Origin of the sequence: Arthrobacter sp. Soil761 (assembly GCF_001428325.1) — a bacterium.
Classification (GTDB): domain Bacteria; phylum Actinomycetota; class Actinomycetes; order Actinomycetales; family Micrococcaceae; genus Arthrobacter.
Map to the genome: position 1 here is coordinate 74,532 of NZ_LMSF01000012.1, position 13,637 is coordinate 88,168.

At 66.1% G+C, this 13,637-nt stretch carries 14 protein-coding genes and 1 tRNA gene; 6 read left to right on the forward strand and 9 right to left on the reverse strand.

The annotated features are described in order from the left end of the window. Position 1 precedes the first annotated feature (1 nt). Positions 2–982: a selenide, water dikinase SelD gene (gene selD, locus ASG79_RS08475; protein ID WP_056390790.1), complete on the reverse strand. Its 981-nt coding sequence runs from the start codon at positions 980–982 to the stop codon at positions 2–4. 89 nt (positions 983–1,071) lie between these two features. Between selD and ASG79_RS08480 the strand changes: the two genes are divergently transcribed. From ASG79_RS08480 to selB, 3 genes are all read left to right on the forward strand, one after another. Then, positions 1,072–1,166, forward strand: a tRNA-Sec gene (locus tag ASG79_RS08480). A gap of 36 nt (positions 1,167–1,202) precedes the next feature. After that, entirely contained in the window at positions 1,203–2,534 is a 1,332-nt protein-coding gene (gene selA / locus ASG79_RS08485) for an L-seryl-tRNA(Sec) selenium transferase (RefSeq protein ID WP_144599680.1), read from the forward strand. A gap of 3 nt (positions 2,535–2,537) precedes the next feature. After that, positions 2,538–4,334 (forward strand): selenocysteine-specific translation elongation factor, encoded by a 1,797-nt coding sequence (selB, locus tag ASG79_RS08490; protein ID WP_056390129.1) that lies wholly within the window; start codon positions 2,538–2,540, stop codon positions 4,332–4,334. On the opposite strand, the gene ASG79_RS08495 is transcribed toward selB, so the two are convergent. Next, on the reverse strand, positions 4,331–5,209 hold the full coding sequence (locus tag ASG79_RS08495) for a CPBP family intramembrane glutamic endopeptidase (protein WP_018771019.1): 879 nt from the start codon (positions 5,207–5,209) through the stop codon (positions 4,331–4,333). The two genes, selB and ASG79_RS08495, sit on opposite strands and share 4 nt — an antisense overlap. Positions 5,210–5,438: 229 nt before the next feature. Between ASG79_RS08495 and ASG79_RS08500 the strand changes: the two genes are divergently transcribed. Next, positions 5,439–5,921 carry a hypothetical protein gene (locus ASG79_RS08500; RefSeq protein WP_056390133.1) on the forward strand — a complete coding sequence of 161 codons (483 nt, stop codon included), beginning with the start codon at positions 5,439–5,441 and terminating at the stop codon, positions 5,919–5,921. Positions 5,922–6,003: 82 nt separating this feature from the next. Here the strand turns inward: ASG79_RS08500 and ASG79_RS08505 are convergent, their stop codons facing one another. The 5 genes from ASG79_RS08505 to ASG79_RS08525 form a co-directional block, all read right to left on the reverse strand. Then, complete coding sequence (locus ASG79_RS08505) at positions 6,004–6,801, reverse strand: sugar phosphate isomerase/epimerase family protein (protein ID WP_056390136.1); 798 nt, start codon at positions 6,799–6,801, stop codon at positions 6,004–6,006. Beyond that, the gene (locus tag ASG79_RS08510) at positions 6,798–7,868 is read right to left on the reverse strand and encodes a zinc-dependent alcohol dehydrogenase (protein WP_056390138.1); all 1,071 of its coding nucleotides are present in this window, start codon (positions 7,866–7,868) and stop codon (positions 6,798–6,800) included. The genes ASG79_RS08505 and ASG79_RS08510 overlap by 4 nt, the downstream gene beginning before the upstream one ends. A 618-nt stretch (positions 7,869–8,486) precedes the next feature. Beyond that, a complete protein-coding gene (locus ASG79_RS08515; RefSeq protein ID WP_223995005.1) occupies positions 8,487–8,720 on the reverse strand; it encodes a hypothetical protein in 234 nt (77 codons plus the stop codon). Then, a complete protein-coding gene (gene bioB, locus ASG79_RS08520) occupies positions 8,717–9,769 on the reverse strand; it encodes a biotin synthase BioB (RefSeq protein WP_056390141.1) in 1,053 nt (350 codons plus the stop codon). Before bioB ends, ASG79_RS08515 begins: the two co-directional genes overlap by 4 nt. A gap of 45 nt (positions 9,770–9,814) precedes the next feature. Next, positions 9,815–10,318: a hypothetical protein gene (locus tag ASG79_RS08525; RefSeq protein ID WP_223995009.1), complete on the reverse strand. Its 504-nt coding sequence runs from the start codon at positions 10,316–10,318 to the stop codon at positions 9,815–9,817. A gap of 352 nt (positions 10,319–10,670) precedes the next feature. Between ASG79_RS08525 and ASG79_RS23495 the strand changes: the two genes are divergently transcribed. Further along, positions 10,671–10,868 carry a hypothetical protein gene (locus ASG79_RS23495; protein WP_156400190.1) on the forward strand — a complete coding sequence of 66 codons (198 nt, stop codon included), beginning with the start codon at positions 10,671–10,673 and terminating at the stop codon, positions 10,866–10,868. Positions 10,869–10,877: 9 nt separating this feature from the next. Here ASG79_RS23495 and ASG79_RS08530 read toward each other — a convergent pair whose 3' ends face one another. After that, on the reverse strand, positions 10,878–11,393 hold the full coding sequence (locus ASG79_RS08530) for a hypothetical protein (RefSeq protein ID WP_018771013.1): 516 nt from the start codon (positions 11,391–11,393) through the stop codon (positions 10,878–10,880). A gap of 121 nt (positions 11,394–11,514) precedes the next feature. Between ASG79_RS08530 and ASG79_RS08535 the strand changes: the two genes are divergently transcribed. Continuing rightward, complete coding sequence (locus tag ASG79_RS08535) at positions 11,515–12,267, forward strand: lytic transglycosylase domain-containing protein (RefSeq protein WP_018771012.1); 753 nt, start codon at positions 11,515–11,517, stop codon at positions 12,265–12,267. A 75-nt stretch (positions 12,268–12,342) separates the two neighbouring features. On the opposite strand, the gene ASG79_RS08540 is transcribed toward ASG79_RS08535, so the two are convergent. Further along, positions 12,343–13,509 carry a cytochrome P450 gene (locus tag ASG79_RS08540; RefSeq protein WP_056390148.1) on the reverse strand — a complete coding sequence of 389 codons (1,167 nt, stop codon included), beginning with the start codon at positions 13,507–13,509 and terminating at the stop codon, positions 12,343–12,345. Positions 13,510–13,637 lie beyond the last annotated feature (128 nt).

A 13,637-nucleotide genomic window follows, 5' to 3' on the forward strand; every position in this document is an offset into this window, starting at 1 on the left:
ATCAGCGGATCCTGATGCCCCGGCCGGCAGTGGTGTGGCCGATGACGGGGTGCCCTGGCAGCTCGCCGACCACCAGCAGCCCGCCGGAAGTCTGGGCATCGGCAAGCAGCAGCAGGTCGTCTTCGGTGATGCCCGGTGCGGTCTGCAGGTGCGGCCGCACCCAGTCGAGGTTGCGCCGGGTCCCGCCGGAGACAAAGCCGTCGCGCAGTGCCTCGCGGGCTCCATCAATCAGCGGTACCGCCTTCAGGTCGATCACTGCGCCCACTTCCGATGCCCGGACCATCTTGTGAAGATGGCCAAGCAGGCCAAAACCCGTGACGTCCGTTGCTGCCCGGACGCCGGCGGCCACCGCTGCCTCGGACGCGTCGCGATTGAGGCCCACCATGGTCGCTATGGCCTCGGCAAACACTTCACCGGTCGCTTTGTGCCGGTTGTTGAGAAGCCCGACGCCGATCGGCTTTGTCAGCGTGATGGGCAGGCCCGGCCGGGCGGCGTCGTTGCGCAGCAGCCGGTCCGGGTGCGCGACGCCGGTGACGGCCATGCCGTACTTGGGTTCCGGATCGTCGATGGAGTGTCCGCCAAGCACCGGGCAACCGGCCTCCGACGCCACACTAAGCCCGCCGCGGAGGACCTCCGTCATCAGCTCCATTGGCAGGACGCCGCGGGGCCAGCCCACCAGGTTGATGGCCGTGACCGGCCTGCCGCCCATTGCATAGATATCCGAGAGCGCATTCGCGGCGGCGATCCGGCCCCAGTCAAAGGCATCGTTGACAACGGGAGTGAAGAAATCCGCCGTGGTAAGAACCGCGAGGTCGTCGCGCACCAGGACGGCCGCCGCGTCGTCACCACTGTCCAGGCCAACCAGCACCTCTGCGCCCGGCTGGCCGATGAGGCCACGGATGGCATCTTCGAGCTCACCCGGCGGGATCTTGCAGGCACAGCCTCCTCCGTGGGCGTAGTCGGTGAGCCGAAGGGCGCCCACGGCGCCCTCATCAAGTTGCTGGACTGACGTCTGGGCCTCATTCACCCGCCTAGCGTACCCCCGTGAATCGACCTGCTATATTGAGGCGCGGTGGCGTCCGGGTCCTGGTGGGCCCCCCGGTCTTCAAAACCGGTGCGGCTGAGCATCTCGGCCTGGCGGGTTCGATTCCCGTCCGCCACCGCCAACTTTCGGCAGTGAATGCCGCGATATGAGGAGGGCTGTGGACCACGTCGATCCCCGCCGCCTGATTCCCCGCACGGACGACCTGCTGGCACTGCCGCCCGTCCGCGAAGCCCGGTCACGGCTGAGTGAGCGTGTGATCCGCGAACTCGTCCGGGACATCCAGGACCAGGCCCGGCGCGGTGACCTTCCTCCCGGCCAGGTGGAGCCAGTCCTGCTGGCCGCCGTCGCTGACCGCAAGGCAACAACCCTCCGCCCGGTGCTGAACGCCACCGGGGTCATCGTCCACACCAACCTGGGGCGGGCACCCCTTTCCGCGGCCGCGGTCGAAGCTGTTATCGCAGCCAGCGGCTACGTTGACGTGGAACTCGACCTGGCTGACGGAAACCGCTCCCGCCGTGGCGCCGGGGCCCGGGCGGTACTGCTCGCCGCCTGTCCCGCCGCTGAGGACGCACTGGTGGTCAACAACGGAGCAGCGGCGCTGGTACTGGCCACTACAGCCCTGGCCGCCGGCCGGGACGTGGTGGTGAGCCGCGGCGAACTCGTTGAGATCGGTGCAGGCTTCAGGCTCACCGACCTGATGGAATCGACAGGGGCAAGGCTTCGCGAGGTGGGCACCACCAACCGGACCCACCTGCACGACTACGCCGCGGCCCTCGGCGCCGATACGGGCTGCGTGCTGAAGGTCCATCCGAGCAACTTCCGGGTAGACGGTTTCACTTCCGCTGTTCCGCTGCATGAACTGGCCCCGCTGACGCAGGCACACGGAGTACCGCTCGTGGCCGACCTTGGCAGTGGACTGCTGGCACCCGACCCGCACCTCCCTGATGAACCTGATGTTGCCTCCGCTTTGGCGGCCGGGGCCGACGTCGTCATCGCCAGCGGCGACAAACTTCTCGGCGGACCCCAGGCGGGCCTGCTGCTGGGCCGCAAGGAGGTCATCACCCGGTTGGCCCGCCACCCGCTTGCCCGGGCCGTCCGGGCCGACAAACTTGCCCTCGCTGCCTTGGAGGCGACCGTGGCCGGCGGAATGCCGCCCGTCGTACAGGCGCTGCACGCCGACGTCGGGCAATTGCGGCGCCGCACGGAACGGCTGGCCCAGGAACTCGGGGCAGCGGTGGTGCCGCATGACGGCAGGGTAGGCGGCGGGGGCGCCCCCGGTTTTGCCTTGCCCGGGTGGGCGCTCCGGCTCCCCGAAGGACTGGCGCGGCTCCTGCGTACCGGCGATCCCGCCGTGCTTCCGCGCGTCCACGACGGTTCCTGCCTGATCGATCTGCGGTGCGTGCCCGCCGCGGACGACGACCGGATTCTCGAGGCCATTCGGCAGGCGCTGGCAGCCCTCGAGGCTGCGGATGCAGGCAGGGCGGGCTGAACCGTGCACGTCGTTGCCACGGCCGGTCACGTCGATTCCGGCAAGAGCACCCTTGTCCGCGCCCTTACCGGCATGGAGCCGGACCGCTGGGAAGAAGAACGGCGCCGCGGGCTGACCATCGACCTGGGTTACGCCTGGACCACGTTGCCGTCCGGGCAGGACGTTGCGTTCGTCGACGTCCCCGGCCACGAGCGTTTCCTGGGCAACATGCTTGCCGGCATCGGACCCGCGCCGGTGGTGTGTTTCGTCGTCGCCGCCGACGAAGGCTGGCAGGCCCAGTCGAGTGACCACCGGGACGCCGTGGCGGCGCTGGGCATCGAGCACGGCGTGGTGGTCCTCAGCCGCGCGGACCGGGCGTCCAGCCAGCGGGTGGCGGACGTCCTGGCACGCACCCGGGTGGAGCTGGCCGGGACTGGTCTGAGGGATGCCCCGGCCGTTGCCGTGTCCGCCATCGACGGCACCGGCCTGGCTGAGCTGCGTTCAGCGCTCGACGGCGTCCTGGCCAGTGTGCCCCAACCCGCCACAGATGGGCGGGTCCGGCTGTGGGTGGACCGGTCGTTCACGATCACCGGTTCCGGCACCGTGGTGACCGGAACGCTGGCCGCAGGAACGATCGTCCAGGGGGACCGGCTGGGCCTCTTTGGTCACCTTGGTTCCCGGTCCGTCGTCGTCCGTGGCCTGCAAAGCCGCGACACCTCGTACACCTCGGTGGCGCCAGTCAGCCGTGTGGCCCTCAACCTGCGCGACGTTTCCGCCACGGACATCCGGCGCGGTGATGCGCTGCTCACCCCCGATGCCTGGCCCACCACCGGCGTCGTGGGCATCCAACGGACCACCGGTGTGGCGTATACGGATGTGCCGGAGCAGCTCATGGTCCATGTTGGCACCGCGTCCGTGCCGGCCAGGCTGCGTCCTTTCGGCGCCGACCACGCCAGGCTCGTCCTTGACAGGCACCTGCCTCTCGTCCTGGGCGACCGGCTGGTGCTTCGCGACCCCGGAAGCCGCTCTGTGCTGGGCGGGGCACGCATCCTCGACGCCGATCCACCGGCCTTGCGGCGGCGCGGAGACGGCGCCCACTGGGCCCAGCGGCTTGCGGTCATGGACCCGGCGGGCGACGTGCTGGGGGAGGTGGCAGCCCGCAAAGCCGTGCAGGTGGAGCATCTGCGCCGGCTCGGGCTGTTGTCCGGGCAGGACCCGGAAGGGCCGCCCGGCGTGCAGGTCATCGACGACTGGTGGGTGCACGCTCCTGTCCTTGAGGCCTGGCAGCACCAGCTTCGCAACGCAGTCCAGGCGCTGCAGGAATCCGATCCCTTGGCGCCGGGCCTTTCCATGGGGGCAGCCCGCAACCTGCTTCGCCTGCCCGACGAGAAGCTGCTTTCCCATGTCATCCGTGGGGCCGCCCTGGAACAGGACGCAGGCCACATCCGGCTGCCCGGCAGCCGGGGCCACCTTGGCCCCATCGAACCGGCAATTGCCGAGCTGGAGCGCAGGCTCACCACGCATACGTTCCAGGCCCCGGAATCCGAGGAGCTGGCCGCGCTGGGTTTGGGCACGCGGGAGCTGGCTGCTGCAGAACGCTCGGGCCGCCTGCTACGGCTGCGTGACGGCGTGGTGCTGCTGCCAACGGCGCCGGCCCTTGCGATGCGAACCCTAGCCGGCCTGGAGCAGCCCTTTACCACCAGCCAGGCGCGCCAAGCCCTCGGAACGACGCGCCGGATAGCGGTTCCACTGCTGGAACACCTCGATTCGCGGGGGTGGACCCAGCGGTTGGACGCAGGCCACCGCAAGGTGGTGCGCTAAGGGTTTGCGTCCCGAAGTCGACGGGCTTTGACGAGGAAGACAACCGCAACAATCGTCCAGAATGCAGCACCCCAAAGCAGTGCCGGCATCAGGACCGCCATTCCGGTCGCCGTACCTGATGCCATGAAAGAGTTGATGAACGCCCCTGCCGAAAGCGGCGCGTGCATGAGCATCGCCAGCGGGAGGCTCCCTGTCCGGTCGTAGACCCACACCATCAGCACCCGGAATGGGGGCAGCCAGGCAAACAGGAACACCGCCACGATAACCGCGTTTGGCATAGCTCCTGAAGGGTCAGTGCTGTCCGCGAACATCGGGTAGTGCCAGGTTCCCCACAGCAGGGCCATGATGAGGCCAGTCAAAAGAATGCCGTAACGCCTACGGAGCCTGGGCAGGGCAAAGCCCGTCCAGCCAAGCTCTTCCAGGATGCCGACCGCGAGCCCGACCAGGAGGCCGCCCAGGATAATGGCCGCTGTCCCCTCCAGTGTGGTCGTGCCCGCGTAGTAACCCGGAAACATCATCGAGACCAAGGCCGCCGTCGTAGCCATGACGATCGGGCCAGTAAGAAGGGCGAAAAGGTACCACCGGGGGCCCACCCGCCATTGGCGCAGCCGGGTCCCGAGTTCCCGAAGCCCTGTTCGGCCGTATAGAAGGGCGGTAAGGGAAACGCCGGCTGCGGCGGGCCCTGCCGGGAGCGCCGCCGCGGCCCAGGTTACGGTTAGGTGCCCTGCACTGAGAATGGCAGCCATTCCGCCCCAGGAGATGAAAAATGCGAGGAGGTAGAAAACAGGCAAGGGATGGCGCCTCGTGAACGAGGAGAACCCCTTGCCGGCGGCGCCCGAAACGAGCGGCACTCCGGGCTGTGGTTGCGTTGTCATGGGGACCCTCCTGCCTGACCAAACGCGCGCCCGCCGGTGACCCGGGAGCTGCTACCCCCAACTCCCAGCGTGATAGCGCAGGCAATGGCGGAGTAGGGGCTTTGGTCATGGCACCCTGTACCTCTGGAGCGCCGGGACGCCCCGGATACCTGTCTTGGTTCCAAAGACCCTGTTTGGGCACTTCTTCGCGCCCTAGTCTGTCGTCATCCATTACATCAAGGAGGCATCCATGCGCAGAGCAGCAATGACTGAAACCGAGCGGGTCCATCATCTCTCCGAGAACCTCATGGGCCAGCTGGCCAGAGGCAGGGAATGGGCCACGCCTGGTGTGCAGGCTGCGCTTCAGCGGGCGGTGGCCGGGCTGGATGCAGGCATCGAGACCGCTTCTCCCCGCCTCCAGGCGCTGTTGCGCCGGTTGGCCGATGAGCTTGCCGGGGGTGTGGAGACACTGACGCCACGGGTCCAGGGACAGCTTAAGCGCGTTGGCCCGAAACCGGCCGCACGAGCCAAGAGACGCGGCCCGGTGAGGTCCCGGCAGCCGGCCTTCCGGGTGTGGTGGTGGATCGCAGGGCTCGCAGCGTTGGCAGCCGGGGCAGCAGTCTGGCGCTCAATGCAGGCGTCCAAGGAAGAGACGGTGCGTTCGGACAGTTCGCAGGACATGAGCGGTGCGGATGCGAATGTCGACGCAGATCTTGCCTCAGGACGGATGTAGGAGGGCGTTCAGCGGCGGCAAGAAAGCATCGTTCTACAAAGGCGCCGGCCACCGATGGATTATCCCCCGGAAGGCCAGCGTCTCAGAGGAAGCGTCTGAGCAGTTCCGGGACCCGGGGCAGGACCAGTTCAGGGGGACCGGAAAGCCGGGACTCGAGGGCCACTGTTCCCTGGTACCCCATGGCCTTGAGGGCGGCGCCGATCCGAGCCCAGTCGATGTGGCCGGCGCCCGGTTCCAGTCGATTGGAGTCGCTGGCCTGGACGTGGCCGACGAAAGCGCCCGCTGCCTCCAGGGCCGCAGCGGGATCTGCTTCTTCAATGTTCATGTGATAGGTGTCTGCGGCAAGCTTGACCGAACCGAGTCCGACTTTCCGCAGCAGTTCCACGCCCTGGGCGAGTGTGTTGACCATGTGGTCTTCGTACCGGTTCAAGGGTTCCAGGTACAGTTCTACGCCTTCGCGCGCGGCGTGCCCGCCAAGTTGACCGAGAACATCAACAAGCACGGCCGTGTCCTCCTCCTGGGTTCGCGGCGGACTGAACGGGGGAAGGCGTTTTGAAAACATGCCGTAGGAGGCCGGGGTTACGGCGCCCCGGCCCCCCAGCTCGGCCATGACACTTAGCTGGGATCGAAGTTGAACCACGGCGTCCCGACGGAGGGCCTCGTCAAAGTCTCCGATGAAGTGAAGCATGTCCACGCATACGGTGGGCATGACCACTCCGTTCTTCCGTGCGCGCCGAAGCTCGGACAGACGGTTCTGGAAACCCAGGTCGCCTTGGGCGCGGAGCTCAATTCCGTCGAAGCCCCAGGCAACGGCTCTCTCAAATTTCTCCTCCAGGCAGCTACCGGGCAGGTGCTGCTCTTGTACGGTGAGCGGGATCATCGGAACTCCAAAACTGTCTGAAGGGCAGACTCGGGATTGTTATCCAACAGCTCGTAGGCCTTGGCAGCATCTGCGATGTCGAACCGGTGGGTCACCAGCGAGGCTGCATCCAGGGCGCCGGACGCGATCGAAGCGATCACTGTCTGTTCCAGGCGGGGAACGCTCCACCGGGTGCGCAGCCGGTTTGGGACCGAACCGATTTGCGAGGCGAGTATCTGGACCCGGTTGTGGTGGAACTCTTCTCCCAGGCGGAGAGGTGCCGCGCCGCCCTGGTAAAAGCCGGCAGCAACCACTGTGCCATCGGCACCCACGGCCCGCGTGGCCTCGTGGAGGGCGCGGTAGTTCCCGCTGAGTTCAATGGCGCAATCGCACCCCATGCCGCCGGTAAGTTCGCGAATCCGGGCTGCGGGATCCGGGTCCGGCGCCAAGGCTTCCTCCGCACCCCAAGCGAGTGCCTTGTTTTGGCGCACCCTGATTCCGTCAACTGCGATCACCGTCGCGCCGTTCAAAACGGCGAAGCGGGTGGCCAGCAGGCCGATGACGCCCTGGCCAAAAATGGCAACCGTCGAACCCACCCCCAGGTCAGCTGCCAGGACGGCGTTCAGGGCTATCGCTCCCACCCGCACAAATACGGCAGCGAGCGGGTCCATGCCCTCGGGCAGTTGGTGACCGGCCACGGTTTTTGCCAGCAGGATAGCCTCGGACTGGTGCCCCCAAATGCCCCAGACGGTGTCTCCGACTTTAACAGGCCGGCCGGCGTCCTTCCCCTCATCGACCGGGTCGGGCACGGCAGCAACCTCCACGACCTCTCCGACCTCCGAGTATCCCCACCCGTCCAGGGGGTAGCCAAGCCGCGGTTCACGTAGATCCTGCTGGAACAGGCGGATCCCGGGATTCCATACGGAGGTCAGGTAGGGATTAGTGCCCCGGTACGCGGTCATCTCGGTCCCGGCCGAGATACCCGAAAACAGGGTGCGGACCCGAACCTCTCCGGGCTGGAGGGCAACGCTCTGGCTCTCGATGATCTCTACTTTGCCGGGGCCTGCAAAGCGAAGAAGGCGGTACACGGCTTATCTTCCTTGAGGCGATTTGGTGCCTGGGACCATGGCGGTGCTTTCAGTATGCAAGGGTCCAGCGCGGCGCTGCTTTCGAGACAGTGATCAGATGTGGGGGGTATTGCCTCGGCCCCGTGCCCGCCGCAGGCTTACCCTCCGGGGGTGTGGAGCGGCACGGTTTCGGCGCATGCGGCTGTGCCATGGCCTTGCATGAAGGTGGACCGTGGTAGACGGCGCTGATGCCACCAGGGTGGATCCGTTCCTTCGGCGGCGAAGATGGACGATCACGAGGACGGTCAGGCCGATCCAGGCGAACGCAACGCCGATGACAAGGAGCACTGTCGGAATCGTGTCCACTGCGGCACTTCCTCAGGAAGCAGGGGTTTGCTGGTTCACGTAAAGAACGGGGTCATTGGCGTGGTGCCTCTGTACCCGGACGCACCACGGGCGGTCCCATGCCATGGTGGGGTCCGGGGTGGCTGCTGACGCGCAGGATCCTGCAGCGGGTGGGGGATAGGGGTGATGTCACAGCGGCCTCCGGCTGAGCTGAAGCGGGGCCTGCTGCTGGACTTAGTTGAGGTATAGCGCGGTGCCACACCATAGTCAATAGACGTGGGCGAAGCCCCCGGCTCAGGCCACCACCACGCCGTGCCGGGAACACTCCGCTGTCCAGCCAAGCGGCGTCACCTGTACTTTCATCCGGCGCCCGCAGGCGGCGCAGTACCGCGGCGGTTCCATTGCCATGCGTTCGCCGCAGCGTTGGTGGGCGTTCGACGGCGGGTGGTTGCCGCCGTCGAACGCCTCGCCGCAGTGCCCGCAAAAGTTCCCGGCGGCTGAATGCATGGAGGGAAAAGCTCTCTTCACAGCGTTTTCTGAAGTTCCTTGATGGGCATGTTGAGGTCCACGAGCAGGTTCAGGTCTGCGGTGGCAGGGCGGCCGAGGGTGGTGAGGTAGTTGCCCACGATGACGGCGTTGATGCCCCCGAGCAGGCCATCGCGGGTGCCGAGGTCGCCGAGGGTGAGTTCGCGGCCGCCGGCGTACCGAAGAACGGTGCGGGGCATGGCCAGGCGGAAGGCGGCGATGGCGCGGAGGGCGTCCTTGCCGTCCATGATGCCTTGGTTCTCCAGCGGGGTTCCAGGCCGGGGATTGAGGAAGTTGAGCGGCACTTCATGGGGTTCCAGGGCTGCGAGCTGGGCGGCCAGTTCAGCCCTCTGCTCCAGGCTTTCACCCATTCCGATAAGGGCGCCGCAGCACAGTTCCATGCCGGCGTCCTTGACCATGGCGCAGGTCTGCAGCCGTTCCTCATAGGTGTGGGTGGTGACGACTTCGGGGAAGTAGCTGCGTGCCGTTTCCAGGTTGTGGTTGTAGCGGTGCACCCCCCACTCCTTGAGCTGGTCCACTTGGCGCTGCGTCAGCATGCCCAGCGAGCAGGCGATGTTGATGTCCACTTCCTGGGTGATGCGGTCGATGGCGAACTTGATCTGGTTCATCAACTTGATGTCGGGCCCCCGGACGGCAGCGACGATGCAGAACTCCGTGGCCCCGGTGGCGGCTGTCTCCTTGGCGGCCTTGACCAGTTCCGGGATATCCAGCCACACGCCACGGACGGGGGAGTCAAAGAGACCGGACTGGCTGCAGAAATGGCAGTCCTCCGGGCAGCCGCCGGTCTTGATGGAGATAATGCCCTCTACCTCCACTTCCTCCCCGCAGTGGCGGAGCCGTACCTGGTGGGCCAATTCAAGGGCGCTTGGAAGTGCCTCATCCGGGAGCCGGAGGACCTCTTCGAGCTGGGCCTGGTTCAGGCCGATGCCGTCCCCGAGAACCTGCCGGCGGGCGGTTTCCAGGATTGCGTAGCCTCCGCCCGCGGTGGTCCCGGTGCTGCCGGCGCTGGGAAGGTTTGCCTGGATGGTCATTAACTGGTCCTTTGCGTCTACATGGAATATGCCTCACAGCAGACGCTAGTTCTCCCTGGGCGACTCGATTTTGGAGGAGTCCAACAAAGAATCCGGTGACGGGCCCAACGATGACGCGCCGGGACCGGTGACACGTACTCCGCCCACCGCCCCTGTCCACGGCGTATCGCCCGGAACGGGCAGCACCAGATGCGCAAAAACGTACCCCTGCTCAAGTGGGAGGACCCTGGACGTGGCCCCTGCGCACTTCAGGCACAGCTCCACCGGCTGAAAGGGGGCGCCGGGATGCTCCTGCCCCACGGAGACCACAGCGCCGGAACCACCCACGCAGGCTACGGTGACGGTGTACAGCCCAGCCGCCGGCACCTTCGCCATCGTGCCAAACCCCCTGACGGGGCCATCCAGGGGTCCTTCCTCGAAAAGGAGCGCAGGCCCGGGTACTGCCTTAAGAAGCCGGTCCAGCTCAGCATAGTTTCCGACCTCGCGCTCCAGGACGAGCGGGTCAACGTAGGGGGCAGGGGAATCAGCGACTGGGGACGGGCTCGCCATGGGACTCTGCACAGTCTCTTTGTACTCATACGCGCAGCCGGCGGTTCCCCAGGCCACAATCGGCAAGCAAAGGGTGAAAGCAAGACCACGCTGCCTGTCCTTCATTCCCACCTTTCCATGGTCGCCATGGCCGCGGTTCAAGGCAATGGTCCGGTCACTGGCAGCACCTTCGCGGCGGGAGGCCGTGGGGGTTCTTGGTCGACAGCCGACAATGAAGCCAAGCTCAAGATTGAAACAATAAATCCCTGTAGTGGACAAAATATCTTCCCCGTGGCCGCAGGGCTTCCTAAAGTGGCCGTACAGCTACGACTTGGGGGACAGTCCCCCAATTGACCAGGCCAAGGGGGGCCGCATGAGCACAAGCAATCCGCCGGCCGCCAAGGACGAACATACGGTGACGCGGCCGGTGCCCGCTCCACCTGTGGGGCCCTTGGCAAGACCCGGCACGGTTCAACAGACCTCGCGTTCCAGCAGGCGGGAACATGAGGTACAGCGCCTGATCCGCGACCTTGCCGTCCTTGCAGACAACCATCGCGCGCAGGTTTCGTAAACCGCCTGCTTAGCTCCCGGAACCTGTTCCGGTCCTGTGGAGGATGTCATCCACCACGCTCTGGAGTGGTGCAGTAGCGTCGATCGCAATGGCACCGGACGGGATTTCTTCCCGTGTTCCGTGAAGGCGTTCTATGAGCTTCCGTTCAGCCTGGCGCCCTCCCCACTCGTCCTTTGGGCGCGCATCAAGCCGCCGGCGAAGCGTTTCGAGGTCCACCTCAAGAACGAACACCGCGTCAAAAAGCTCAATGAACTTTGAGAGATTCCTGGATCCGCCGCAGAAGAACGTCACCGCCTCCCGCCGGTCTTCGGTGAGGGCCTTCACGTCGTCCACCCTCCAGAGATGGTGATGGTGCACGGAGACGCCGGTGATGCCGGCGAGTGGTTCACCGGTCTCAGGATCGCCTTGATAGGCCAGTTCGCGGTCACCGTTGATTGCGTGATAACCGCGCCGGCGCAACTCGTCGCAGACAGCGGTCTTGCCGGTTCCTGAGCCGCCTTCGATGAGGTAGTTCTTCCTGCCCATGCCTGATGGTACCGATACTGCGTGCTGGAGAAGATGGATCCGACGATGTTCCCGGGCGCTGCATGGTGGGTTGGGAACCGGCTCGTCCTTCAGCCCTCGCGGTTGATGGTTTGATTAGTCAGTGCTCCGTGTAAAACGCTTTGTTGTTTTCAGCCTGTTTGTCGTTTGCATCAGCACTGCTGTCTCCTTCTGGCTCATCCGGCAGCCAGGCGCGGACGCCCGGGTGGCCTTTTCCGCACCGCCGCGGGCAGGGGCAACTTTCGCACTCGGCCCCGCCGGCATCGACACCGCCGTCAACGTAACACGCAGCCCGGACGCCCAGTGGCTGCTGGAGGCTTCCACCCAGACCGGTATCCCTGCCCGGGCCCTGCGGGCCTACGTTGGTGCCGCCGCCACGGCCAATGACGCCACCCCGATGTGTCGAATCGGCTGGAATACTCTGGCTGCTGTCGGCTTCGTCGAATCAGCCCATGGAACCTATGGCGGCGGCCGCCTGGACAGCAACGGCCATGCGAGCGGGCCCATCGTGGGACCAAGCCTTAACGGCGATGGATTCGCCGCCATCGCGGATACGGATGGCGGCGCCCTTGACGACGACGCCCGGTGGGACCACGCGGTGGGGCCGATGCAGTTCATTCCCTCCACGTGGCGGCTTGCAGGAAGGGACGGGAACGGGGACGGAACAGCGGACCCGTCCAACATCGACGACGCCGCCCTCAGCGCGGCCACATATTTGTGCGCCCACGGCCGGGACCTCACAACCCCGCAGGGGTGGGCAGACGCCATCCACTCCTACAACCAGTCCGATGCCTACATCCGTCAGGTGCGGGCCCAGGCGACCGCTTACGCCGCAGAAACGGGCACCCCCGAATGATGCCGGGCGGCTGGCGGTCGCAGTGCCGGCTTCAGGTGCATACGGGGTCTCCCCGTGGACTCTGCCGTCCGTGCGTCAGGCAGGCTGCCACCTGACGGGAAGTGCCTTCAGTCCGTAAACGATGGTGCTTTCCATCCGCTCCAGTTGCGCTTCATGAGCCAAGGAGAGCCCAGGCAAGCGGGCCAGCAGTGCCTCCAGCGCAATCCTGGCCTCCAGCCGGGCAAGGGGTGCGCCGAGGCAAAAGTGGATGCCGTGGCCGAACGCCAGATGACGGTTGGGGTTGCGGTCAACGTCGAACTCGGCCGGCCGCTCGAATTGCTGCCCGTCGCGGTTGGCGGACCCGATCCAGGCAACAACCGGTGCCCCGGCCGGGATTCGCTGATCGCCCAAAATCGTCTCCGCCACCGTCACCCGGTACATGGACTGGACCGGCGACCGGAACCGCAGTACCTCTTCGAGGGTTTGGGGAAGCAGGGCCGGCTCCTTAAGGACACGCTCGAGAGAGCCCGGCGACTCAGACAAACATAGAACGGCGTTGCCGATCAGGTTGGTGGTGGTCTCATTGCCGGCGACGAGCAGCAGGCTGCAGAAGCCGAGCAGTTCAGGGACCGTGAGCTTTTGGCCGTCAATCTCGGCAGACAGCAGGCTGCTGATCAGGTCCCTGCCGGGGCGGCTCCTGCGTTGGTCGATGAGGGCCAGGAAGTATTCGATCATCTCTGAGGCGGTTGCGTCCTGCCCGTCGCTGGCCGGGCCAGTGCGGGTTTGGCTGACAATCACGTCGGACCATTGCTTGAAACGCTCGCGGTCCTCCGCCGGGATGCCCATGAGCTCGGAAATCACGATGACCGGCAGCGGGTACGCCAATTCCTTGATCAGGTCGCCGCTCCCGCGGGCCGCGATCCCCTCCAGGAGTTCGTCCGTGAGGCCGGCGATACGTGGAGCCAGCGCGTCAACGGCCTTTGGCGTGAAAGCCTGTGTCACCAGGGAGCGCAGCTGCCGGTGCCTCGGGGGATCGGCGGTGATGAGGCTTGAGGCGAAGAGCTGGCCGGAGCCGGACGGATTTTCACCGCCCATGCGGGATGAGAACGTAGCGTGCTCGGACAGCACCCGCTGAACATCGTCATACCGGAACACGTGCCAGCTCCCCGATTGGCCGTCCTGGAAGACAGGAGCGGCTGCACGCATTTGTTCGTAGTGGGGAAAGGGATCGAGCGGATATTCAGCAGCCTGTGTGACGTCCATGGTGGCCTCTCTGCCTCCTTGGCGCTCCCGGGGGCACGGCGGGCGCCAAGGCCTCAAACGACTGAGCGTGGAACCTTGATCCTAACCAAAGCCTGCGCCTGGGTCATCAGTCCCGCCGTCGAAATCCC

Bases quoted from the DNA above. Each gene is read 5' to 3' on its own strand.
- ASG79_RS08495 (WP_018771019.1), bottom strand. From the start codon at position 5,209: ATGACAACGCAACCACAGCCCGGAGTGCCGCTCGTTTCGGGCGCCGCC.
- ASG79_RS08500 (WP_056390133.1), top strand. From the start codon at position 5,439: ATGCGCAGAGCAGCAATGACTGAAACCGAGCGGGTCCATCATCTCTCC.
- ASG79_RS08505 (WP_056390136.1), bottom strand. From the start codon at position 6,801: ATGATCCCGCTCACCGTACAAGAGCAGCACCTGCCCGGTAGCTGCCTG.
- bioB (WP_056390141.1), bottom strand. From the start codon at position 9,769: ATGACCATCCAGGCAAACCTTCCCAGCGCCGGCAGCACCGGGACCACC.
- ASG79_RS08525 (WP_223995009.1), bottom strand. From the start codon at position 10,318: ATGGCGAGCCCGTCCCCAGTCGCTGATTCCCCTGCCCCCTACGTTGAC.
- ASG79_RS23495 (WP_156400190.1), top strand. From the start codon at position 10,671: ATGAGCACAAGCAATCCGCCGGCCGCCAAGGACGAACATACGGTGACG.
- ASG79_RS08530 (WP_018771013.1), bottom strand. From the start codon at position 11,393: ATGGGCAGGAAGAACTACCTCATCGAAGGCGGCTCAGGAACCGGCAAG.
- ASG79_RS08540 (WP_056390148.1), bottom strand. From the start codon at position 13,509: ATGGACGTCACACAGGCTGCTGAATATCCGCTCGATCCCTTTCCCCAC.